This is a genomic window from Paenibacillus sp. FSL F4-0125 (genome assembly GCF_038008565.1).
GTDB lineage: Bacteria > Bacillota > Bacilli > Paenibacillales > Paenibacillaceae > Paenibacillus_AQ.
Map to the genome: position 1 here is coordinate 1,489,638 of NZ_JBBOZJ010000001.1, position 23,575 is coordinate 1,513,212.

Sequence of the window (23,575 nt, forward strand, 5' to 3'; positions counted from 1 at the left end):
TCATTAAGAGAATCGACAAATTACAAGTTCTACGACCAGCCTAACAATCGCCCGCCTTGGAAAATAACAAAAGATACGATATACGCCAGAGTAAGAGAATAGCCAATGGAGAAGAAAGTCCATTTCCAAGAGGCTGTTTCCTTTTTGATAACCCCTACAGTGGCCAGACAAGGAATATATAGCAGGATAAAGGCCATAAAGCTGACTGCACTCAGCGGTGTAAAGACTTGTGAAATTTGATTCTCTAATCCAGCGGTATCCGGTGCGTGATAGATGATATTCATCGTAGACACAACAACCTCTTTCGCTAAAAATCCTGGAACCAAGGTAGAGCCAGCCTGCCACGTTCCGAAACCAAGTGGTTCTAGTAGTGGTGCAATCATGCCTCCGAATTTAGCCAGGAAGCTATGATCCATTTCTACATCAAATCCGCCGGGACCCGCATATGACATAAACCAAATAATCGCTGAGCCAGCTAGAATAATCGTTCCCGCTTTACGAAGGAACCCTTTGCCCTTCTCCCAAGTGCTGCGCGATAAGGTCTTAATCTGCGGCATACGGTAAGGAGGGAGTTCGATGATAAAGACAGAGGATTCATTTTTGAATAAGTATTTAGAGAATACCTTACAAAGAATTAGGGCAAACACAATACCCATAACATACATAGAGAGAACGGCAAACGCTTGTTGCTCAGGGAAGAATACAACTGCAAATAATGCATAAACAGGTAATCTTGCTGAACAAGACATCAGCGGCATTAATAGGGTTGTCAGCATGCGGTCCTTGGGCTGTTCGATGCTTCGCGCCGCCATTATGGCCGGTACATTGCAACCAAAACCAATGATGAATGGAATGAATGCTTTTCCGTTGAGTCCCATTCGTTCCATGGTGCTGTCCATCAACAAGCAGACCCTTGCCATGTATCCGGAGTCCTCCAGAAAGGAAATGATCAGGAAGAGAATGAAGATCTGCGGAACAAAGACCAGTACACCGCCTACACCGCCGATGATACCATCCACGATCAAAGCATGTGTGAAGCCGGAAGCTCCTATGGTTTGAAGCAGTGAATTCGTTCCATCACTAATAGGGCCAGATATCAGACCATCTAAGATATCCGATAGGGGTCCGCCAACCCAGTCAAATGTAGTCTTAAAGAGAACATACATAAAGAAGATAAATAAGGGCAGTCCCAAAAAGCGATGAGTCAATATCGAATCTAATCGTTCAGTCAAGTTATGGGGCTTCTGAGCTGTCGTATCAAGAACTTCGATACAAATATTGTGAATATACTCCATGCGGTTCGAGCGAATCCATTGCGGGAGTGTCAGGGCGAGTTTTTTGATTTGCAGCTCACTCTGACAAGATTCACAGATATTAAGCAGTCCCGTAACGTCTATACGCGACTTCAGGAACTGAAGGATAACCGGATTCTGTTCCATTAGCTGTAGAGCGACCCAACGGTGGTTGGGCAGATCTTTTATAGAACGTAATTCCTTTTCTATAGAAGATATCGCTCGTTCGACTATGTCGCCATAGTTCAGCTTGAACTTTACAGCAGGAATAGCTGACGATTCTTCTAGGATGCTGAGCATCTGTACGCTGCCTTTACCGGTTCTTGCTATAAGTGGAAGGACTGTTACGCCCAATCTTGATTGTAAAATGGTTTGATTAATACGAATACCACGCGCATTGGCGACGTCAATCATATTAAGACCGATTACAGTAGGCTTTCCATACTCAAGTAGTTGAAGGGTGAGCAGCAGATTACGTTCCAGCTGGGAGGCATCCACGATATTAATTAATGCTTCTGGGGATTCTTCTATTAGATATTGGGCTGCGACCCCTTCATCGCGGGAGAGTGGGTGAAGTGAATAGATGCCGGGTAAATCTATAAGCCTGCCTGCCCCGTTCTTCAGATTTCCGATCTTTTTCTCAACGGTAACCCCTGACCAGTTACCTACATATTCGTATGAAGTCGTTAATGTATTGAAGAGAGAGGTCTTACCTGTATTGGGATTGCCCACAAGAGCTATAGAACTCAAGATACATTCACCTCAATCAGAGATGCTTCCTTGCGGCGGATGGCGAACAACTGTCCGTTGCATTCCAGTGTAATTGGTCCCCTAAAAGGTCCTTTTCCTTTAAGACGGATGCTCACACCCTCTGAGACTCCGAGATCAGCAAGACGACGGCGTAGAATAGGGTTCATTCCTTCTATTTTATGAATAGATCCGGCAGCACCAGGTTGTAATTTCAATAAGGAACAGCAGGTAGAAGTAGCTATTGTAATCCCTCCAAAAGAGACTGATAATCAATCTCAACTGTTTTATTGTAATGTAGCATTTTTAAGTGTTTGTATACTGTGATATTTGTCGCTGACACTATGTGGTAACACTTCAATGAGTTTAGACGAAATATCCTTTACAACTTATTCTTCATTAAAGTATGATTGAACGATATAAATTGCATAGTAAAGCTATGCTAGCGGTTATAATGATTGCAATAGCGGTTACGATGATTGCAGGAATTGAAGGGAGATAATTATGAAGACTAATCAATGTAAGATTGTTGACTGCACCATTCGCGATGGGGGGCTAGTTAACAACTGGGATTTCAGCGTGGAATTTGTGCAAAATCTGTATGCCGGCTTGAATGAGGCTGGTGTTGACTATATGGAAATCGGTTATAAAAACTCCCCTAAACTGCTCAAAGGAGCAGAAGGTGCCGGACCGTGGCGTTTTCTGAACGATGATTTCTTGCGTAAAGTTATTCCGCAAAAGGGACATACAAAGCTTTCTGCTTTGGTTGATATCGGTCGTGTAGATGAGAATGATATTTTACCTCGCAGCGAAAGTATGCTGGATCTGATTCGTGTGGCTTGTTACAGCAAAGATGTGGAGAAAGCCTTGCAGCTGGTACAAACTTTCCATGATCTAGGCTATGAGACAACGATCAATATTATGGCTTTGTCTAATGTAATGGAGAATGAATTATTAGAAGCTTTCGAAATGATTCGTGAGAGCGTAGTTGATGTAGTATACATTGTGGATTCATACGGTAGTCTAGATCATAATGATATCAACTATTTGGTTGAGAAGTTCAAAACTCATCTGCCTAACAAACGCCTGGGCGTACATACCCACAATAATCTTCAACTGGCGTTCTCTAATACGTTGATTGCTGCTGAGAAAGGTGTAGAGCTGCTGGACGCTTCCTGTTATGGAATGGGACGTGCTGCCGGAAACTGTCCTACAGAGTTGCTAGTGACTCATTTGAAGAATACTCGTTACACTTTGCGTCCTGTAATTGATATCATTGAACGCCTGATGATTCCTTTGCGTGAAAAAGAAGAGTGGGGCTATATCATTCCTTACATGATCACTGGAACGCTTGATGAGCATCCGCGTTCGGCTATGGCGCTACGCGCATCAGCGGATAAGGATAAAGCGGTTGATTTCTATGATAAGCTTACGACACCAGAAGTTAACTTCGGAGATAAATAAACCTGTTGTTCAGAAGCACTGAACCCTTTCATTGGGGGAAGTGCTTTTTTTATTGAATAAAAATTCTATAAGTTTCTCTAATTAAATTATTCTTATAATTTTTCGCTAAATTGCGGACCGTCTCTATAAGGAAGTTGGAGGCATTAATGCTTGCCTGCTAGAAGAAAATGGTTTATATTTATGCAAGATTTATGAATAATCGTTATGAAAATACTACCTCACAAAAGAAATGTAACTTTAAAGACCGATCTAGCCGATATTTATACATAGGACAAGACTATACATAGTTGCTTATTAATAGACATCATTTTCAGACGCGAGGGACTTATGAGACAAGAAGAGAAAAAGACAATTCAAGCGGCTATTATAGGAGCCTTACTGTTCCTACTCATTCAAATTTTCCATACATCGCTAAACCGATTGGACAATTGGGATATTATTTCTGCACTCTACCTCATTGTCGGCTGTTGTACTGTTGCTTTTGGGTTTGCGATATTTGCACAGGGCTGGTTGTTCTTCTCTAGCAGATTATCTAAAGGAAGATTATATGTCGCTGCTCTTTTTGGCGGAATATGTATTATTGATTTCTTGCATACACTTGGTTTTGTAGCATTTCCATTGATATCATCATTTATTACCCCTGAAGAGTCAAGGTGGCTACTTACCTGTTCACGGCTATCCAGCGGGCTGGGCATATTGTTCATTTTTAGTAGAGAAGATAAGCCTGTGACCGTCACCGAAAAAAGAAATGTATTCAGAATCGCCTTCATGTTGATTGTGCTCTTTATCGCATTATTTATATGTATCCACTCGGCAGTGCCGGAGTTGTTTACTAAGCCTTGGATGAGTACGCTTAAACAATTCGTTGATCTGGGGGTACTGTTTGTTTACTTGGCGGGTGTCGCTGTCATTGTATTTCCTGGAAATAATGAAAAGTCAGCCTCGATGCTTGTTATTATTCGGGCACTGATTTTTTTCTCTCTAGGCCAGGCGTTTTTTATGACTCCCTTAAGTGGAGGGAATATTGATGATCTCTTTGGGATGTTATGTAGCGGAGTTGCATATTACCAGTTGCTTACCGGTGTGTATCGACTGACGATTGAAGAGCCATTTTACGAGAAGCAGTTGGCTGAAGAACGGATCAATTACTTGGCTTATCATGATGATTTAACAGGACTTCCAAATAGACGTCGGCTGACACAGCGTGTTGAAGAAATGATTGATGCTGGAGAGCTAGACGGTAGTGATCAATTCTCAGCTTTGGCCATTATGAATATAAATCATTTTAAGAATATAAATGACTCTCTAGGTCATTATGCCGGAGATCTATTATTAAAATTGGTGTCTGAGCGGCTTGGTAATGAGGCTAGACCCAGTGAAGAGCTGTATAGTATGGGGGCAGATGAGTTTGCTTTTCTGATGACAGATAGAGCAAGTCTTGGAGAATGTTTGGCAAGGGCTGCAGAGTTGCTTAGATTATTTGAAGCCCCCGTTAATATAGACTCTGGTGAGTACCACATCTCGCTCAGTTTAGGGATGAGTATTTATCCTGGTGACGGGGAAACGGCTGAACATCTAATTCAAAATGCGGATACTGCGGTTCATAATGCGAAGGAACAGGGAGTAGAGATTCGTCGTTATATCCCAGCCATGCAGATGAAGGCAAAGGAACGTTTGAAGCTTGAAAATGATCTTCGAAGAGCGCTTGAGCGTGATGAGTTCTATCTCGTATATCAGCCAAAGGTGCAGTTGGAGACGGAAGAGATTGTAGGAATGGAAGCATTATTGCGTTGGAATCATCCAAAGCGTGGTATTGTCTCACCTAATGAGTTTATTCCATTGGCTGAGGATAGTGGGCTGATTGTTCCGATTGGGGAATGGGTCCTTAAGACGGCTTGTCTTCAAAATAAACAGTGGCAGTTAGCTGGGTATCAGCCGATATGCGTCTCCATCAACTTATCTATGCGTCAATTTCTTCAACCGAACCTAGCAGGAAAGATTCATTCCATTTTGACCGATATTGGATTAGATCCATGTTATGTCGATCTTGAAATTACAGAGAGTATGACTTTGGACAAAGAAACGGCTTTTGATCAACTGAAGCGTTTGAAAGATCTTGGTGTATTTATTAGCATCGATGATTTTGGAACAGGCTATAGCTCATTGCATTATTTGAAGAATATGCCGATTGACAGGCTGAAGATAGACAGATCGTTTGTCTCCGAGGTTATGGAGGATAGTAATAATGCGGCTATAGTCTCCACGATTACTTCTATGGCGCATCATTTGAAGCTTAAGGTTACAGCAGAAGGGGTGGAGAACAAGGAGCAGCTTCAGTTTTTGCGCGAGCAGCATTGCCATGAAGCTCAAGGCTTTTTGTTCAGTAAACCTATTCACGCTGCTGAATTTGAGACATCTTTTTTGAAAAAGGTCCCCTCAGGGCGTCCTTGTAAAATATAAGAAAGTATAAGTTTCACACCATACTCTATGTCTTATATTTCTAGCTAAACGCCTTTCGGCGTCCTTATAAGGACGCCGAAAGGCGTTTATGCTTGAACAAAAAAATGTTGATTTTTATTTATGGGGGTGATACAATATCTCTTGTACTCACTTTCTTATGCGGGTGTAGTTCAATGGTAGAACTTCAGCCTTCCAAGCTGATAGCGTGGGTTCGATTCCCATCACCCGCTCCATAATTTAAACTTCCAAATCCTTGCGATGCAAGGATTTTTTTATGTTTTGGCAGTTGGTTTTATTATGAATTGCGCTTAGATTATCAAAAAGCCAGGCTCCTCAATGAAGAGAAGTCTGGCTTTTTATATACTACCTTTTCACTTAAACAGTCTTCAAGAACTCAACAATGGTGAGCAGTCCCTTATCAAAGTTCTCAAGGTTGAAATGCTCATCTGGTGCATGTAGGTTCTCATCATCAAGACCAAAGCCCATCAGGACCACGGGTGCTTCAAGTACACGGGCGAAGCTTTCCATGATCGGAATGGAGCCGCCGTCTTTGGTGAAGAGGGCGCGGGTTCCGTATACTTTGCCGTATGCGTCTGCTGCTGTTTGCAGAATAGGGTTCGATGGATCGATGTTAAAGGCACGCGCCTTCTCCATTTGCTTCACATGCACTTTCGCTCCGGTTTGAATATTAGCCTTCAGATGCGCCTCAACGGCATCAAGAATATGCTGTGGGTCCTGATCGCCAACGAGACGGCAGGTAATCTTCGCATGTGCTTCTTTTGGAATAACCGTCTTGCTACCTTCGCCTTGGAAACCGCCATAGACGCCGTTAAGCTCAAGTGTAGGGCGAGCACCAATACGTTCTACAAAGGAGTAACCTTCTTCGCCGTATAATGCATCGAGTCCAAGTCCTTCGCGGATTTTCTCTTCATTCACGCCTTGCTTCACAAATTCTTCACGTAGCATAGGTGAAAGTTCAGGTACACCATCATAGAAGCCTTTTACAGAAACACGACCTTTGTCGTCATGAAGAGAGCTGAGCAAGGACACGAGAGCATGCAGTGCATTCGGAACACCGCCGCCGTAAGATCCGGAGTGAAGGTCTGTAAGAGCTGTAGTCACGCTCACTTCAAGTGATCCTAGGCCGCGCAGTCCGGTGCAAATTGCAGGACGACCGCGTTCGAGCAGGGATGTATCGGAGACCAGCACCGCATCCGCAGCCAGCTTTTCTTTATTAGCTTCCAGGAATGGAGGCAGATTTACGCTGCCGATTTCTTCTTCACCTTCGATACAGAGCTTGATGTTAACAGGAAGAGTACCTTCTTGTTTCAAGATCGCTTCAATTGCTTTGAGGTGAATGAATACTTGTCCTTTGTCATCCGTTGCTCCGCGTGCATATAGCTTGCCGTCACGAATTTCTGGTTCGAATGGAGGTGTGGTCCACAGGTTTAGTGGATCTACTGGCTGCACATCGTAGTGGCCGTATACAAGAATGGTTGGCTTACCCGGAGCATGAAGATAATCAGCATATATGACGGGATGTCCCGCTGTCGGATGAAGTTCAATGTTCTCAAGTCCGGCTTTCTTTAGTGTGTCCGTCAGCCAATGGGCTGCAGCTAGTACATCGTCCTTATGCTCAGACAAGGCAGAAATACTTGGAATCTTGAGCCATTGTTTTAGTTCTTCGAGATGTTCATCCCGGTGCGTTGAAAAATACGTTTCGTATGACATAGTGGGTATGTACCTCCTTAAGTTTTGCTGCGCAAAACCGGCTTCGTAAGCGCCTGGGCATGAGCTTTATCGCCATGCGTGACCGTCTTGTTTAGCATTCTATAGGAATCATTATACTGGAGAACTCATTATGGATCAAAAGCGATTAGAAAGACGTCTTATCTAGTCTTCGTGACCGGAGCTTTTTTTCGTAATTCATAGTTCTTTTCCAGTTGTTGATTACTAACAGTAACCATGATAAGCTGGATGAGCTTAATGGACAAGAAGGTCTATTACATGCTTAAGTTACATGGAGGTAACTACAGTTGGAACATTCAATGGACGAACCCATTCGCTTAATGCCAACGCTGGAGGATTGCTCCATCACCCGCCAAATTCTGGACAGGGTTGGGGACAAATGGAGTGTGCTCATTGTTGTGAATTTGGGTGCAAAGGCACTACGGTTTAAAGAACTGCAGCGGCGTTGTAGTGGTATATCACAACGGATGCTGACCCAGACACTCCGTCATTTAGAAAGAGACGGTATAGTTTGGCGTAAAGTCACGCCTACGGTACCTCTGACTGTTGAATACGGTCTGACAAGTCTAGGAGAGTCCCTGCTTGATCCTCTAACCTCCCTAGTGGAATGGGTCAATAGGAACAATGCTGAAATCGCTAAGGCGCGTATTGGTTATGATCGTCAGCACGAAACGCAGGAGTAGCAAGCTAACATTACAATTTACTGGGATAGAGGATGGATTATTTTGCTAAAGAAAAGTGTAAAAAACACATTTATATATACGTATACCTGTTCAGAGGACGAGTTATCACTATGTCAGATGGAGCTCCGTTGTCTTTTTGGAGAGGAAGTACCTTCTTCAATCTTTAAGAGTGAGGTAGAAGTGGATGTAAGCCGCAGTCCCTTCATTAAAGAGCGAATTGATGTCATGTACGAGGGAGACAGCTTGCCTGAGATTTATGATCAGACGGAGCAGGTGGAGCTTGGGGGTAAGACGTTTAAGGTTATTTTTGTAAAGACCAATGATCTGACTCCTGCGGACAAAATAGAATATGATGAGCGTAGAGTGATCGAACGAGAAATCGGGCTGCGTATTGAAGGAGAGGCGGATGTAAACCGCCCTGAGTTGGTATACGGTATTGTTACGCTGGGCGGTCGCTGGTACTTTGGATCTTATCATAAGAACAAGGCCACCTGGTTCCGTCAGATGAAGAAGCCGCGCAGCTACTCTATTGCGCTTAGTACACGAGTGGCCAGAGCAGCGGTCAATATAGCCGTTCCGAACCCGGAAGGTGTGCGAGCGATTGATCCTTGCTGCGGCATCGGAACCGTGATGGTAGAAGCGCTGTCGATGGGAATCAATATGGTCGGACGTGACATTAACCCTCAGATCGCGATCGGTGCCAGAACGAATATTACCCATTTTGGATTCACTAGTGAGGTTACGCTTGGGGATATTGCTGACATTACTGAACATTACGATGTAGCTATTGTAGATATGCCTTATAATCTATATTCTAGTATTACACCTGAGGAACAGTTTGCTATTTTAGTGAATGCTCGCCGGATTGCTGACCGTGTGGTGATCGTTGCGATTGAACCGATGGATGAGATGATCACGGAAGCTGGATTTACGATTATAGACCGTTGTGAAGCTAAAAAGGGTTTGTTCTCCCGTCATTTAATGCTTTGCCAGTAATCCTAATGTAGGTATTTAAAAGGGGTGCAGCAAAATGGAGCAGAAATGGTTAACCTGGGCAAAAGAAATTCAGGCCATCGCACAGACTGGTCTAACTTACGCTAAAGATGTCTATGATATAGAACGGTATCAAGCTTTGCGGGAGCTAAGTGTGGATATCCTCGCTAATTATTCGTTCGAAAGCAAGGAGAGAATAAGACTCTCCTTTGCTAGTGAGGGTGGCTATGCTACTCCGAAAGTAGATATCCGCGGTGTTGTTTTTCAGGAAGACAGAATTCTGCTTGTCCGCGAGAAATTGGATGGAAAGTGGGCGCTTCCTGGAGGCTGGGGGGACATAGGGCTGTCACCGAGTGAGGTCGTTGTTAAGGAAATCCAAGAAGAATCAGGGTTTGAGGCGGAAGCGATTCGCTTGCTGGCTGTTCTGGATAAAAAATTTCATAACCACCCTCCGGAGCCGTATCACGTGTACAAGTTTTTTATTTTGTGCAGAATTGTGGGCGGCGAAGCGATGCAAGGAGTGGAGACGAGTGAAGTATCCTTTTTTGCTGAAGATGAACTGCCTGAGCTCTCAGTTGAGCGAAATACAGAGGTGCAGATTCGCACGATGTTTGAATATTTACGAAATCCAGAAAAAGTAGTAATATTGGACTAAGAACCTGCATATTATATATGACTTCCGTAAAGTGTTGTTTTTAATGATTTAAATGTTGGGTAATAACTATTATGTAAGCACTTACAATGTTAAGCCGCTGAGCCTTTATATCTAAAAAAGTTCAATATTCTAAGTTTTTTGGGTCGAGCGGTCTACATTTTTTCCTCTACTGTGACGATAAGAATTTTAGGAGGGGATCGCATGGAACAAGAAAAGTTGAGCATTCCATTGAAACAGGAAAATGTGGTGCGTCCTGCAGAGGGCAATATTGCCACTGGGCTGGTTTGGGGTATCTTAATCAGCATTCCGTTATGGATCTCTGTGATTGGCTGGATTCTGGGGTTTTGGCACTGAGCCATATTCTAATAATGATCTAACTCTAATAGTTGTATCGTATACATCAAAGGCGGTCTCTTCGTAACTGAAGAGACCGCCTTTTTAATTTCCTGTGTTTCTTAGGATTTCGTAAATACTAGTCTAAAGTTCTCGCAAACGACCTTCATCTTTGGATCAAAAGGCTTCTTCAGAAATGCTAAGGATTCTCTGGTGAAAAACTTCTCATGCTCATAGCGCCACGACTCCAACGTTCTGTCATCCTCGCCTTCGCTATAGGCAAAGTCAGCGCCAACCTCATCAAAGGGCGTAATTTGTACTGCTGTCGTAACGATTACTGCTTGCGGATGGCCGCGGCCATCCAACAGAATACTATGTCGACCAATTTCCGGTAAGGTCTCGTCATCGCAGACTTCATAAACTTCATAGTTCGAAGCGGTTCCTGTCTTAATCCCGCGGATGACCAGATTCAGCAGTTCATCGGCCATTTGAGGACTGTCGCCAAAGGCCCAAGCCTCGTAGCTATTCGCTGCTTGTGGATGAAGCTGGGTGTATTCTTCCCAAAAAAGCTTAATCTTCGTTTCGTTACTCATATTCGTATCTCCTTGTTTAATAAACGTTAGTGTCCAGCTGTTTCCATCCAACCCGCATAAAGATCATCCAATTGCGCTTGCACTACATCGCGTTCTTTCTGCAGCTCGGTGAGTTCTGCCGCATTGCTACTGATCTGTGGATCTAGCATTTTGGCATCGATTTCCCCAAGCTGATCCTCAGCCTCTGCTATAGCCTTTTCCCAATCGAAGAGGTTGCTCTTCTTGCGGGAACTTGATGAGTTAGCCGTAGTCCCATTCACGGACCCGTTAGATGGAGACTTGCTGGAGCGTGAAATGGCTCCTTCTGAAGAGGAAGGCTTAGGCTGTTCAGGAATAGAGGCGGGTGCTGTCAATACCTGTTCAGATTGCTTCTCTTTGTAATACTCATAGTTACCGTTGAAGACTCCAAATCGTCCACTTTCAATGGACCAGAGCTTATGGAACAGACGATTAATGAAATAGCGGTCATGCGATACGGCCAGTACTGTACCCGGAAATTCCTCTAAGGCTTCCTCTAGCGCCTCACGGGAGTCGATATCTAGATGGTTTGTTGGTTCATCCAAAATCAGCAGGTTTGGTTTGCGATGCATCAACACAGCGAAACGTAGGCGGGTCCATTCTCCTCCAGACAGATTTGTAATGTCTTTGAACACATCGGGACCATAGAACAGGAAACGTGCAAGCTGTCCGCGAGCTTCGCCTTCCTCTAGTCCGGCTTCTTCACGGAAGTAGCGGAGTACAGATTGTTTGTTATTGTCAGGGACAGCCTCTTGCGCGAGGTAACCGACAACAGTTCTTGAACCCAGTGTACAGCTTCCGGTGTCAGGCGTTTCCTGACCTAATATTATTCTTAGAAGTGTACTTTTCCCTGCCCCGTTACCACCAATAAGTGCTGTAGTCTCTCCGTAGCGAAGCACTTCGTTTGCGTCTGTAAACAGGCTTCGTGCTCCATAGGCTTTACCGATATCCTCCAGAATGACGACTTGATTCCCGGAGCGATCATTTTGCTGTAGTTGCAAATCCATTGATTTTCGCTCAAGAATAGGACGTTTAACCTTCACCATACGATCCAGTGCTTTTTGCATGGAAGCTGCTCTCCGGTAAAAGGCAGGGTTAGGAGGCGTCCCGCGATTCCCGAATTCGATGAGGCGTTTGATGCTCTCCTGCATTTGTTTTATTTTCTTCTGCTGTTCTTGATAATCAGCGAATTGTTGAAGCAGATGTGTTTCCTTCTCTAATTGATAGCTGCTGTAGTTGGTATGGAAGGTAAAAGCCTCGCCATCCTCAATCTCGATCACTTTCTTGACTACAGCATCGAGGAAGTAACGATCATGGGAAATGGCTAACACTGTACCGTCATAGCTCTGTAAGTACTGCTCTAACCACTCAATGGCGTTCATGTCTAGATGATTGGTTGGCTCATCGAGTAGAAGTACATCAGGTCTACGCAGCAGCAGTTCTGCGAGTCCGACTTTAGTTTTCTCGCCGCCAGAAAGTGAGGAGAAGAGTCGGCTATATTGCCCAGTTCCGATTCCTAGACCAGTGGCAACCCGCTGAATGGTGGATTCAATTTCGTAACCTCCTGCGGTCTCAAATTTATCCTGAAGACTACCGTATTCTTTCAGCAGTCGATTCCATAGTGTTTCATCCGTTCCGGTATTGAAGGTGGACATTTCAAGCTCCAGCTCTCGCAGGCGTTGTTGCCACTGCAGAGGCTCAGCAAAACTGTGTTGTAGAACCTCATATACAGTTTCTTTTTCGTTAACCTCTTGAATTTGAGCCAGCATACCCACTACGCTGCCTTTGCGAATTGAGATTTGCCCTTGATCGGGGCGCTCTTCACCATTCAGTAAGTGGAAAAGCGTAGTTTTACCGCAGCCGTTGCGGCCGATTAGTCCGATTTTTTCCCCTTGGCGGATATCGAAGGTGATGCTATTCAGTACGAGCTGTGCACCGTGGTATTTTTGAACATTTTGGCATTGAATAATCATATATATTCTCCTTTAAGAATGCCCTTTTCACCGCCAGAACCCTAAATCGAAACTGGTATTCTGTAAAAAATCCATAAAAAAAGACCGTAGGGAAATTTCCCCACGGCCTTATCATTCTCCGGTTAACTGATCCGTCCGGGTGATGGCAGGAAAGGCATTTCACAATTGTGTAGTGTTATTAAATTCATGGAAATGGACAGACTTCTCCCGTTATCGCCATTTACATGAGCAATGCCAGCTATCGCTTTAGGTAGCCGACTCATAACACTGTTGGTCCAATTGTGATCCATTCCTTCCACACCCCTTTCTTAACAAATTTAATGACAGTGTAAACAATAATCGGAAATTTAGCAAGTAAAAAGATGGCAGAGAGGGGTTTTACACTGCATAGAATATAAATCGTGGAATAATATGGTTCTATGTGGGGGAGACAATCTACTGAAATTTAACAGATGAAAAGGGGGAGTTAAATGGCGCTTTTTGACGGATTGATGGGGAATGCATCGCAAGTGAATCTAGCAGAAGTACAGCGGGAATACGCACAAATTCTTGCCCCTCAAGAGAAAATTGAACGAGCCTACAAGCTGATTAGAGATATGTTTATTTTTACGGACAAACGATTGATTCTAGTGGATAAACAGGGACTGACGGGCAAAAAGACGGATTATCATTCCATTCCTTACAAAAGCATCTCGCATTATTCCGTGGAGACGGCAGGACACTTTGATCTGGATGCGGAGTTATGTATCTATATATCCAGCAGCGCTGTGCCGCTCAAGAAGACCTTTAACAAATCCGTAAATATTTATGAGGTACAGGCGGTGTTGTCCCAGTATATTTTGAAATAGTTTGGTTAGATAGTGTAACGCAGTACCAGACCACCATAGGCAAAAGCGGCTAAGATGACTAACGCAGGGTGCAGCTTAAGCCGCTTTATGGCAAAGAATGCGATTACTGCAATGAGCAGTGTTTGCCAGATTCCGATAGAGTCCGCAGGACCTTTCGCCATTGTCCAAGTGAGCACGGCCATCATAACAGCAATGACCGGTTGAACAAGCAATGTCATCCCTTTCACTACGGGGGATTGCTTGTGTTTTTGCATGACCTCTAACAGGATAATAAGCGCTGCTGCGGAGGGGAGTACGGTCGCTAATAATGCCAGAATTAGCCCAATCCAGCCATAGACATCATAGCCGACATAAGCTGCGATTTTGGTAGCTATCGGGCCAGGTAAGGCGTTGCCTAGTGCAAGCATGTTGGAGAATTGTTCATCGGTTAGCCAGCCGTAATGGGGAACGATTTCTTGATACATCAGCGGAATAGAGGAAGGACCGCCGCCATATCCAAGCAGATTAGCCATGAAAAATCCGTATATGAGCTCTAACCAGTCCATCAGCTTGATCCTCCTTGTTGTTTCTTCGCAATGATCCTGTAATGAAATGCTCCGTAACCAAGGAAAAGTACAATTACGATAGCTGGATGTATTTTAAATATTTGTAACAGGAGTAATGCGAGTAGGGTGAAGGCTGTACTGAGAAATTTCCCTAGCCCTTTATAGGCTTTTTGCGCAAATTCATATGCCATTATTCCTAACATGACAGCAATGACAGGGGATACCCCCGCGATCATTCCAGCGACTACCTTCGAGCCATTTAAATAATTTACAGCAGACAACAGGAAGATCATGGTCATGCAGCTAGGTAAAATATGTGCCAGTACCGAAAGAATAGCTCCTTTAACTCCTCAAAGTTTATACCCGAGATAGGCCGCCATTTTGGTGGCAATAGGTCCGGGTAGTGCGTTGGCAATCGCCAATGTCTCTCCGAATTCATCATCGCTTAGCCAAGTGTAGCGAGTTACCGCATCATGCCGGATCAATGGAATCACGGAAGGTCCTCCTCCATAGCCAACAATTCCAGTTCTGAACATGGCGATAGCTAATTGTACATAGTCGTTATGGATGAATATCACATGAGACCTCCCCTTGTTTTTAGAGCTCATTTTATACAATTCATATGTGTGAAGCTACGAGGTTGACTAGCGATTAACTAATCTTTGTGCATGGGACACAAAAAGAGGATGGTTATTTTGCGGTTTGGCGTAATCGATTGACAAGGGTTTTTTATGTAATGTTAAATGACATTAATTAAGCGAGAAGTTTATAGGGAGATGGGGAACATGGCGGAGAAACCCGTAATAGGCACAAAAACGATGGTCGTCAGCCCCCATTATTTAGCTTCGGCTGCGGGTGCGCGCGTGTTGGAAAAAGGGGGGAATGCCTATGATGCGGCAGTGGCGATTAGTGCGACGCTGGCCGTAGTCTACCCCCATATGACAGGGCTTGGCGGGGATTCGTTCTGGTTGACCTATAACAAGCAGGAGGCTTGTGTTCGGGCTTATAACGGAAGTGGACGGTCGGGTTACGGAGTTCGCAGAAGTTGCTTCACTGGCGAGAATGCCATTCCTAGGCGAGGAATTCGTAGTGCCATCACCGTGCCGGGGATGGTGGATAGCTGGGATGCTATGCTGAGTAAGTATGGCCGTTTAACGCTAGCGGAGGTGCTGGAGCCAGCCATCGGCTATGCTCAGGGCGGGTTTCCGATGTCGCCGGATCAGCGGAATAATACTCTGTTTGCTGGAGCGGCATTGTCGGCAGAGGCATCTGCGATTTACATGCCGGGCGGAGGGGTTGTATCTGCCGGGTCGAGATTTCAGCAGACACAACTGGCTGTAACACTGCGGACGCTGGCTGCGGGTGGACGGGATGCTTTTTATAAGGGGGAGATCGCTGAAGATATCTGTGATTATATGCTGGCAGCTGGGGGTTATCTCACACGGGATGACTTTGCGGATCATCAGGGGGATTGGGTCGAGCCGATTCATACGGAATATCACGGGCATACGGTGTATCAAGTGCCGCCAAATTCACAAGGATTTACAGGATTGATGAGTCTTAATCTATTGGAGCATTTTAATTTCGGAGAAATCGAGCATGGCTCTTTTGAATATTATCACCTGCTTGTTGAGGCGCTTAAGCTGAGTTTTCGCGATCGGGATAGAGTGCTTACAGATCCGGATTTTAGTGCTATTCCTTTGGTGCAGCTGCTGGATAAGAACTATGCAGGGCAACTGGCCTCTACGATTTCGATGCAAAAAGCGGCACAGCTGACAAGTCAGCCCATCGGGAGTGATACTGCATATGCTGCGGTTGTGGACGAGGAAGGGAATGCGGTCTCTTTTATTCAAAGTCTGTATTTTGAGTTTGGCTCCGGTGTGGTAGCTGGGAATACCGGGATTCTGCTGCAGAATCGGGGTTCATTTTTCTCGCTTGATCCGAGTCATATCAATACACTTGAGCCGCATAAGCGCAGCTTTCACACCCTGATGCCAGCCATGGCCTGCCGAGAGGGTAAACCAGCGATTCTGTATGGTACACAAGGGGGCGAAGGTCAGCCTCAGACTCAAACGCTGCTCCTTACAAGAATGCTGCATTATGGAATGAATCCTCAGACGGCTATAAGTGAACCGCGTTTTGTATGGGGCAGAACGTGGGGGGAGCTTACGCAGGAGCTGAAGGTGGAGGGACGGGTAGCAGATGAGGTGCTAGCAGGTCTGGCGGGAGCCGGTCATATAGTCCGGAAACTGGACGCATATGACGGGATCGTGGGTCATGCCCACGCGATTTCGATAGATGACAATGGATATCGTAGTGGAGGGACGGACCCGCGCTGCGATGGCGCGGCGATTGGCTGGTAGGGTGGGATAGGAGTAGCTAGAGTTAGGGATGGAGGAAGGACATAGGCTGGAGAGTGAAAGGGATGGGAGAAGCTTTGTGCGTGTGGATGTAGGTTCTCAGAGGGGGTAGTTAAAGGTATTTTTCTAAAGACTTGAACTGAAGATTTGAATTAATGATTCAATTTAAAGCTCTGTACTAAGCCTTCGACCTATGCCTTAGAGCCAAGTCTTAAGCTAGACGTTAAGCCAAACCTTACTTATCTCGTACGCCTAATTTCGTCCTCCTGTTATTTCGGAGGAAGGGTTTACTGAAAAGTTTCTTGGATAAGTAGCATAAGAGACCTTAATTTAGCGTCACGAAAAGTTTTTAGACTAAATGATTAAGATTTTAGAAGTGTTGATTAGAGAGGTGTGAATGAGAGTTTAGGAGAGGTGACTAAGATCAGAAATGGGATGTTTAAGATTTTATAAGGAATGGTGACGGGAGGAGGATGGAGCTATGGTTCTGGATAATCGGTATGGTGCGTTTATAGATCCCGAACTAACAGTCGGAAATTTAGGAAACGGGACATTGGACGGACTTACCTTTGCGGTGAAGGATGTGTATGCGGTAGCTGGACATTGTTCTAGCGCAGGCAACCCAGATTGGCTGCGGAGCCACAATCCGCCTTCAGAACATGCGGCAGTAGTGCGTCAGCTGCTTCAATCGGGAGCGACGCTTCAAGGAGCAACTCATACGGATGAGCTAATGTACAGTCTGGGTGGTGAGAACCATCATTATGGAACGCCGATAAATCCGAGTGCCGCAGGTTGTATCCCAGGCGGTTCTTCCAGCGGATCGGCAGTAGCGGTAGCCTCTGGTAGTGTTGATTTTGCACTTGGTACAGACACAGGTGGTTCTATTCGCGTCCCTTCTGCTTATTGCGGAGTATATGGCTTTCGACCGACGCATGGTGCTGTAGATATAGAAGGTGTGATTCCATTGTCGCCGCAATTTGATACGGTAGGTTGGATGGCTAACCGTATCGATGTACTCCAGAAGGTTGGGGAGGTTCTACTTGGTACTGGGAGCATGGTTGAAGAAGAAACGATAAGCATGGAGGAAAAGGAAAATCTAGAGAAGAGTATAGACATGAGCTTAGAAACTAGGATAGAGAAAAATTTAGAGAGTATAGAGATGAGTTTAGAAACTAGGATAGAGAAAAATTTAGAGAGTATAGAAAATGGTGCGGAAAAAAAGGTGAAGAAGGGATTAGAAAGTAATTCACTGAAGGCTAAAGTGGAAAGTTTACAAGAAAAAATGAAAACTTTATTTGTTGCTACGGAATGTTGGGATTTGGTCGCTCCAAAGGATGTGGATATTCTAGCAGATGGACTGAACCGCTTACGAACGGGTGCTTATCATACCCTCGAAACTATAATAGCTCCCGAAGGGTTGAAGGTCTGGATGGATATTTTTCGAGAGCTGCAAGGCGGTGAGATATGGGCAACACATAGCGCCTGGATTGAGAAGGTAAAACCAGTCTTTGGGCCTGATATTGCAGCGCGGTTCTCTTGGGCTGCCAGCTTAGCGGGCAAGGACCATAGTATCGCTCAGAATAAGCGTAAGGAAATTTCTGCCCAATTACGCGATCTGCTGGGAGAAGATAATTGTCTTGTGATTCCGACAGTACCTGGTCCAGCGCCACTGCGTGGAAGGGATTTACGTCAATTGGAGGAGAATCGTAGTGGGGCGATGATGTTGAGCTGTATAGCTGGACTGGCAGGCCTGCCACAAGTGACATTACCCATGCTCTCAACAAATGGGGCGCCGCTGGGATTGTCCGTTATCGCAGGACATGGTCAGGATCTTCGGTTACTCTCATGGGTGAAGGAGGTGTGGCGGCGGTCTTGAGATGATGGTTTTTAATGGGTCTTGATGGTTTTGAGATGATAGGTGAAATTGGTTTTGAAAACAAATGATCTCAACGTGATGAAGTAGGTTCAATAACGGTGTTTTAGAGTAAAAAGAAAAATACAGCACTTAAATGTTGGCATAAGACTAGCGGTTTAGTAAACACCTCCATGTGATGAAAAAGAACGGTATAAATCTCGTAGAGTGTAGGAAATTGGTTCATGTAGCTAAACTGAACGGACAGAATGCCTCAGGAGTTCGGATTTCCGGCGATATCGGCGGAAAAAGGTGTATGAATGTACTAGAAGTTAGGAAATCCGGTGATATAGCCTGAAAGAGGTATATAAATGCACCAGAATTCAGGAAATCCGGAGATATAGTCTGAAAGAGGTGTATAAATCCACCAGAATTCAGGAAATCGGGAGATATAGCCGGAAAGAGGTGTATAAATCCACCAGAATGTAGGAAATCCGGCGATATAGCCTGAAAGAGGTGTATAAATGCACCAGAATTCAGGAAATCCGGAGATATAGTCTGAAAGAGGTTTAAAAATGCACCAGAATGCAGAAATTCCGGCGATATTAGCGGAAAGAGGTGTAAAAATGCACCAGAATTTAGGAAATCCGGAGATATAACCGGAAAGAGGTGTAAAAATACACCAGAATGCAAGAAATCCGGAGATATAACAGGAAAGAGGTGTATAAATGCACCAGAATGCAGGGAATCCGGTGATATAACAGGAAAGAGGTGTATAAATGCACCAGATTCAGGAGTTCCGGCGCTATAGCCCGAAATGAAAGCCATTAATGCCCTGCACCACAGAGATCAGCCGAAACACGCTCATATTTTATTCTGAAAAACAAACAAAGCACCTTCCTTAAAGAAGGTGCCTCGTGCTCCATGCCATGTGCCTCGTGCTCCATGCCTCTGTGCCCATGCCCCGTGCGAAATCTATTCTACGAATGCTTCGACTTCTATTTCTACTAGCAGTAGTGGATCAATGAGTGCCTTTACCTCAACCATGGTTGCTACTGGCTGAATGTCTTTGAAGAATTCGCCGTGTGCTTTGCCGACCTCTTCCCAGCCGGAAATGTCTGTCACGAACATTCTTGTTCTTATCACATGCGACAAATCAGCATCTAGCTGGTTTAGCGCTTTTTCGATGGTGTGTAGAATGAATTTCGTCTGGGCATAAGGATCTCCTACACCGACTACTTCCCCGTCTTGCATGGCGGTTGTTCCTGCGACTTCGATACGATTGCCGATTCGAATGGCGCGAGAATAGCCAACTACTGACTCCCAGGGTGAACCTGTAAACACTTGCTTTTTACTCAAAAGATCTCCTCCGAATCCATCGTGTATTTTGTCCGATCTAATTATACTACCTGCACAAGTGATGTGAACTAAAGACGAATAATTAATCATAGATGCAACCATATGTTAAGTTTATTTACATAATAAACATATAAATTTAATTTTTCTCTATTCAAGCAGGTTCATTTTAATTATAATGTTACATAAAATAACATTAAAAGATCAGGAATGGTTTGATTGATCCTAAAAAGGAGGGATGGCATGCATCTTACGGTTGAAGAAGCGTTGTCCATTTATCCTTTGTCCGAGGCGAAGCTTATTGCGGGGGCCAAGGGGAAGCATCGAATTGTGAAGTCGATAAATGTGATGGATGCACCCGATATTTCGGACTGGATCAAAGAAGGTGAAATGCTGCTAACGACAGCCTATTTAATTAAGGACAATCTGGAGGATGCCTCTGCTTTGCTGCAGACATTGAATCGCAGGGGATCTTCGGCTTTGGGTATTAAGTTGGGGCGATTTTGGGATGAGGTACCGGTACAATTGATTGCTGAAGCGGAGAGTCTTAACTTCCCTTTAATCCAGTTACCGTTTCAGTTCACTTTTTCGGATCAGATGAATGGTCTGTTCCGCGCCGAGCTTAGCCGCAGTACTCATGTTCTGCAGAGCATTATGGAGAAGCAGAAAAAGCTGATGCAATTCGCTTTGCGATCCGTCCGTAGCCGTCAGTTGTTTGATTCAGTGTCTGAAGTGATTGGCCATTCACTTGTGGTGGTTAGCGCACGTGGGGATGTGATCTACAACAACTCACAATATCAGCCCTCACAGCTTCTCGAAGGGTGGCCATGGCAGAAACGGAATCATCGCTTCCGTGTAGAAGATCAGACGGGTTATCGTACTCCACTAATTCAAGGAGAAAAGTGCTCCGGATATCTATTGTATTGTTCCATCGATCCTTTATTGCTTCCTGTGGAAGAGAGTTTATTTGTTCAGGGTGCTGAACTTATTTCATATCATATTCATTCAGGCTACGAGGATTATTTTGAACAGTCGGAACACAGGGAGTTTAGTAGATTACTTAGGCGTTGCTTGAGTGGGCATTTAACCTACACGGATCTAGCCCAGGCTGCGCTCAGCTTGGAAATTGAACTGCTTCTGTCGCCGTTTCGGCTGATATTAACCGATACTGCTGCAACCGGTGAGGAACGCCAGAATGAGCTGCTTAGATTAAAAGAAGAATACAACGAGCACCCTGTGCTGAGGGAATTAAAGGGAATTCATGTGATCGTTGATCAAGGGTTATTGTCCATCTATCCGGGAGATCGTCAGAGTCCTGAACAATTTCAGGAGCTAATCCAAGCTTGTTTTGACAACCTGAAGTTTGATAAGGGGTATTATCCTCGAGCTGCGATTAGTAGTTGTAAAACGAAGGCGGATGGGCTGAGGGAAGCTTTTGCAGAGGTAAAGGAATGCATGGGAATGCTTCAGCGCGGGGGTGTACATGGAAGTGTTGTGCATTATCGGCAGCTTGAGCTTACCCTGCTTCTCGGGCAAATCCCGACAGAAGTTATGGAGAAGTATTGCAACGGAACCCTTAGGGGACTACTCAGCCGCGAGCCGGAGTATATCAGAGAAATGCTGCGGACGCTGGAGGTTTATCTAGAGAACGATGGTCATGTCAATGAGACGGCTAAAAAGCTGTTTATTCACCGGAACACGGCCACCTACCGGATCGAGAAGCTTAGTGAGCTACTGGATGTCGATTTTAAAAAAATAAATGATCTAATGAGGCTTAAGCTAGTGTTCATGTTTCGGAGGATGCTTGGGCGGGACTAAGGTATGGGTTGAAATGCAAACACAGAGGAGGGAGCCTCGTGAATACACATGACATCGCAATGCATATTCAAACCCATAAAGCGCCTGCGGTGCTGGCAACGCTGATAGAAGTGGAAGGGCATTCGTATCGTAAACCCGGGGCAGTGATGCTTTTTTTTGAAGGCGGCACGATTGGAAGTCTAAGTCCGGGGTGTCTGGAAAGCGATCTGCAGCTACGTACCTCTGAGATTTGGGAGCGAGGGCTGCCGGAGATTGTGGAATACAATATGTTGTCTCCAGATGATCTGTCATGGGGTGAGACTGTCGGCTGCGGTGGCAAAATCAAAGTGGTGCTTGAACCTGTGCAAGGAGAGTTGCAAGAGCTGTTGGTGCAGGCGAGTGACAGACTTTCTGCGGGAGAGAGGCTGGTCTTATTCCGTGAAGCAGTTGGGAGAGGTTTTGACTATAATTTAGAGCTGGATACTGATATTTCACTATCGCAGAACAAGAAACATCCGAAATTATCCCACTTGGCAAAAGAAAGCATGGCGACAGGTCGCTTTATGGCCGCCCAAGCTGAATTGACAGCATTTCATACATGCTTTGTGCCCAAACCGCGACTTGTGATTTTTGGTGGGGGGCGTGATGTGGTTCCGATTGCTGAGCTTGCTAACAGAGTCGGCTTTCGGGTTGTGATAGCAGATTGGCGTGAAGGGAGTCTGCAAAATGAGTTTCCTCACGCTGAACGGATTATTTGTTCCCCAACGGAGGTTGTTCAACGCTTGGGTGTAGCTCAGGAGGATTATGTGCTGATTTGTAGTCACCAAATTGGGAGGGATAAACAGTTCCTGGAGAGTGTGATTCCGCAAGCTCCGCTATACATTGGAGTTATTGGTTCAAAGGCGCGGATCGCTCTTTTGCTGGAAGGGCTTGAGGTCCCTGCTTTTTTATATGCACCTGTAGGGTTGCCTATCGGTGGAGAAGGTCCTGAGGAGATCGCGGTCAGTATTATTGCAGAAATCATTCAAATTAGAAGGGCGGGCTTACGAGAGCTGCCTAAAGGAGCGGATAGTTTTGAAAGTAGCAGGAATATATTTGGCAGCAGGGCAGAGCAGGCGGATGGGCGTGTCCAAGGTTTCACTGAAATTGTCACAGGAGGTCTCACTCGGGAGCGTCGCGCTTAGTGAATTGGATCGCTGTAATCTTGAGCCGCTTATCGTGGTAGTACGTGCGGATGACAACTTGGAATGGCTGCCACCAGCGATTGAGCCGCAAGGAACTAGACGTACCGAAACTTGTTTAACCGCACACTTAGGATTGTCTTTTTCTCTTCGCTGCGGACTTAATGCTGTGCTGCCTTTGCAGCCGGATGCAGTAGTTGTGGCTCTAGCAGATCAGCCTTTTATTACTACGGCATTAGTGAATCGTCTAATACAAACGTTTGAACAATCTCCGGAGATGGATTATGTAGCTAGTGTCAGTGATGGGTCGGCTATGCCCCCTGCTTTGTTCTCAAAAGCGCTGTTTCCAGCGCTACAGGGCTTGGATGGGGATCGTGGAGCGGCGGCGATTTTGCGATCACCTGATTATAAGGGGATTGTTCTGGAGTCTGACTCCGCCCACTATTTCATGGATGCTGATACTGAAGAGGATTTTGGTGAGATTCAGGAGCGATGGATGCTGAGGAACGGAAAATAGAAAGTAATCGAAAAATTGATCGAAAAAAGTGTTCCTTTCCCACATTGAGTCATATAATATGACATGTAAAATCCTTATCCATAAGCCCATTAGTGCATTACACACAAAAAAAGTGCTGATTCTTATCATCAAACACAAACGTATGTTATATAAATTTAC

At 45.0% G+C, this 23,575-nt stretch carries 20 protein-coding genes, 1 tRNA gene and 1 pseudogene; 13 read left to right on the plus strand and 9 right to left on the minus strand.

Annotation, left to right across the window (positions count from 1 at the left end; translation table 11 throughout):
* Nucleotides 1–29: 29 nt before the first annotated feature.
* The gene (gene feoB / locus NST74_RS06675) at nt 30–2,042 is read right to left on the minus strand and encodes a ferrous iron transport protein B (RefSeq protein ID WP_341111066.1); all 2,013 of its coding nucleotides are present in this window, start codon (nt 2,040–2,042) and stop codon (nt 30–32) included.
* The gene (locus NST74_RS06680; protein ID WP_341111069.1) at nt 2,039–2,257 is read right to left on the minus strand and encodes a FeoA family protein; all 219 of its coding nucleotides are present in this window, start codon (nt 2,255–2,257) and stop codon (nt 2,039–2,041) included. Before NST74_RS06680 ends, feoB begins: the two co-directional genes overlap by 4 nt.
* A gap of 286 nt (nt 2,258–2,543) precedes the next feature.
* Here NST74_RS06680 and NST74_RS06685 point away from each other — a divergent pair, with 286 nt between their 5' ends.
* The 3 genes from NST74_RS06685 to NST74_RS06695 all read left to right on the plus strand — a co-directional run bounded on the left by NST74_RS06685 (nt 2,544) and on the right by NST74_RS06695 (nt 6,196).
* Nucleotides 2,544–3,503: an aldolase catalytic domain-containing protein gene (locus NST74_RS06685; protein WP_170880320.1), complete on the plus strand. Its 960-nt coding sequence runs from the start codon at nt 2,544–2,546 to the stop codon at nt 3,501–3,503.
* 327 nt (nt 3,504–3,830) lie between these two features.
* The gene (locus NST74_RS06690; RefSeq protein WP_341111070.1) at nt 3,831–5,963 is read left to right on the plus strand and encodes a putative bifunctional diguanylate cyclase/phosphodiesterase; all 2,133 of its coding nucleotides are present in this window, start codon (nt 3,831–3,833) and stop codon (nt 5,961–5,963) included.
* Between the two features lie 159 nt (nt 5,964–6,122).
* A tRNA-Gly gene (locus NST74_RS06695) sits at nt 6,123–6,196 on the plus strand.
* Between the two features lie 142 nt (nt 6,197–6,338).
* On the opposite strand, the gene NST74_RS06700 is transcribed toward NST74_RS06695, so the two are convergent.
* On the minus strand, nt 6,339–7,694 hold the full coding sequence (locus NST74_RS06700) for a dipeptidase (protein ID WP_341111071.1): 1,356 nt from the start codon (nt 7,692–7,694) through the stop codon (nt 6,339–6,341).
* Nucleotides 7,695–7,999: 305 nt separating this feature from the next.
* Between NST74_RS06700 and NST74_RS06705 the strand changes: the two genes are divergently transcribed.
* The 4 genes from NST74_RS06705 to NST74_RS06720 all read left to right on the plus strand — a co-directional run bounded on the left by NST74_RS06705 (nt 8,000) and on the right by NST74_RS06720 (nt 10,397).
* Nucleotides 8,000–8,395 carry a winged helix-turn-helix transcriptional regulator gene (locus NST74_RS06705; RefSeq protein WP_341111072.1) on the plus strand — a complete coding sequence of 132 codons (396 nt, stop codon included), beginning with the start codon at nt 8,000–8,002 and terminating at the stop codon, nt 8,393–8,395.
* Between the two features lie 42 nt (nt 8,396–8,437).
* Nucleotides 8,438–9,391 (plus strand): TRM11 family SAM-dependent methyltransferase, encoded by a 954-nt coding sequence (locus NST74_RS06710; protein ID WP_341111074.1) that lies wholly within the window; start codon nt 8,438–8,440, stop codon nt 9,389–9,391.
* Between the two features lie 34 nt (nt 9,392–9,425).
* A complete protein-coding gene (locus NST74_RS06715; protein ID WP_341111076.1) occupies nt 9,426–10,043 on the plus strand; it encodes an NUDIX hydrolase in 618 nt (205 codons plus the stop codon).
* A 201-nt stretch (nt 10,044–10,244) separates the two neighbouring features.
* Entirely contained in the window at nt 10,245–10,397 is a 153-nt protein-coding gene (locus NST74_RS06720) for a hypothetical protein (RefSeq protein WP_170880319.1), read from the plus strand.
* A gap of 101 nt (nt 10,398–10,498) precedes the next feature.
* Here the strand turns inward: NST74_RS06720 and NST74_RS06725 are convergent, their stop codons facing one another.
* From NST74_RS06725 to NST74_RS06735, 3 genes are all read right to left on the minus strand, one after another.
* A complete protein-coding gene (locus tag NST74_RS06725; protein ID WP_341111077.1) occupies nt 10,499–10,969 on the minus strand; it encodes an ASCH domain-containing protein in 471 nt (156 codons plus the stop codon).
* A gap of 26 nt (nt 10,970–10,995) precedes the next feature.
* Complete coding sequence (locus NST74_RS06730; protein WP_341111078.1) at nt 10,996–12,960, minus strand: ABC-F family ATP-binding cassette domain-containing protein; 1,965 nt, start codon at nt 12,958–12,960, stop codon at nt 10,996–10,998.
* A 122-nt stretch (nt 12,961–13,082) separates the two neighbouring features.
* Entirely contained in the window at nt 13,083–13,250 is a 168-nt protein-coding gene (locus tag NST74_RS06735; RefSeq protein ID WP_156114741.1) for a hypothetical protein, read from the minus strand.
* 180 nt (nt 13,251–13,430) lie between these two features.
* On the opposite strand from NST74_RS06735, the gene NST74_RS06740 reads away from it, so the two are divergent.
* Complete coding sequence (locus NST74_RS06740) at nt 13,431–13,808, plus strand: PH domain-containing protein (protein ID WP_042125154.1); 378 nt, start codon at nt 13,431–13,433, stop codon at nt 13,806–13,808.
* A 5-nt stretch (nt 13,809–13,813) separates the two neighbouring features.
* On the opposite strand, the gene NST74_RS06745 is transcribed toward NST74_RS06740, so the two are convergent.
* On the minus strand, nt 13,814–14,353 hold the full coding sequence (locus NST74_RS06745) for a chromate transporter (RefSeq protein ID WP_341111079.1): 540 nt from the start codon (nt 14,351–14,353) through the stop codon (nt 13,814–13,816).
* Nucleotides 14,353–14,961 (minus strand): annotated as a pseudogene (locus NST74_RS06750) (chromate transporter). The gene NST74_RS06745 and the pseudogene NST74_RS06750 overlap by 1 nt, the downstream one beginning before the upstream one ends.
* 177 nt (nt 14,962–15,138) lie before the next feature.
* Between NST74_RS06750 and ggt the strand changes: the two are divergent.
* Nucleotides 15,139–16,716, plus strand: a complete 1,578-nt coding sequence (gene ggt / locus NST74_RS06755) for a gamma-glutamyltransferase (protein WP_341111080.1) — start codon at nt 15,139–15,141, stop codon at nt 16,714–16,716.
* A gap of 484 nt (nt 16,717–17,200) precedes the next feature.
* On the plus strand, nt 17,201–18,589 hold the full coding sequence (locus NST74_RS06760) for an amidase family protein (RefSeq protein WP_341115841.1): 1,389 nt from the start codon (nt 17,201–17,203) through the stop codon (nt 18,587–18,589).
* Between the two features lie 951 nt (nt 18,590–19,540).
* Here NST74_RS06760 and NST74_RS06765 read toward each other — a convergent pair.
* Nucleotides 19,541–19,924, minus strand: a complete 384-nt coding sequence (locus NST74_RS06765) for a RidA family protein (protein WP_341111081.1) — start codon at nt 19,922–19,924, stop codon at nt 19,541–19,543.
* A gap of 240 nt (nt 19,925–20,164) precedes the next feature.
* On the opposite strand from NST74_RS06765, the gene NST74_RS06770 reads away from it, so the two are divergent.
* The 3 genes from NST74_RS06770 to NST74_RS06780 are packed head-to-tail and all read left to right on the plus strand — an operon-like array spanning nt 20,165 to nt 23,416.
* The gene (locus NST74_RS06770; RefSeq protein ID WP_341111082.1) at nt 20,165–21,739 is read left to right on the plus strand and encodes a PucR family transcriptional regulator; all 1,575 of its coding nucleotides are present in this window, start codon (nt 20,165–20,167) and stop codon (nt 21,737–21,739) included.
* Nucleotides 21,740–21,777: 38 nt separating this feature from the next.
* Nucleotides 21,778–22,902 carry an XdhC family protein gene (locus NST74_RS06775; RefSeq protein WP_341111083.1) on the plus strand — a complete coding sequence of 375 codons (1,125 nt, stop codon included), beginning with the start codon at nt 21,778–21,780 and terminating at the stop codon, nt 22,900–22,902.
* Nucleotides 22,844–23,416, plus strand: a complete 573-nt coding sequence (locus NST74_RS06780; RefSeq protein WP_339289721.1) for an NTP transferase domain-containing protein — start codon at nt 22,844–22,846, stop codon at nt 23,414–23,416. Before NST74_RS06775 ends, NST74_RS06780 begins: the two co-directional genes overlap by 59 nt.
* Nucleotides 23,417–23,575: the final 159 nt, after the last annotated feature.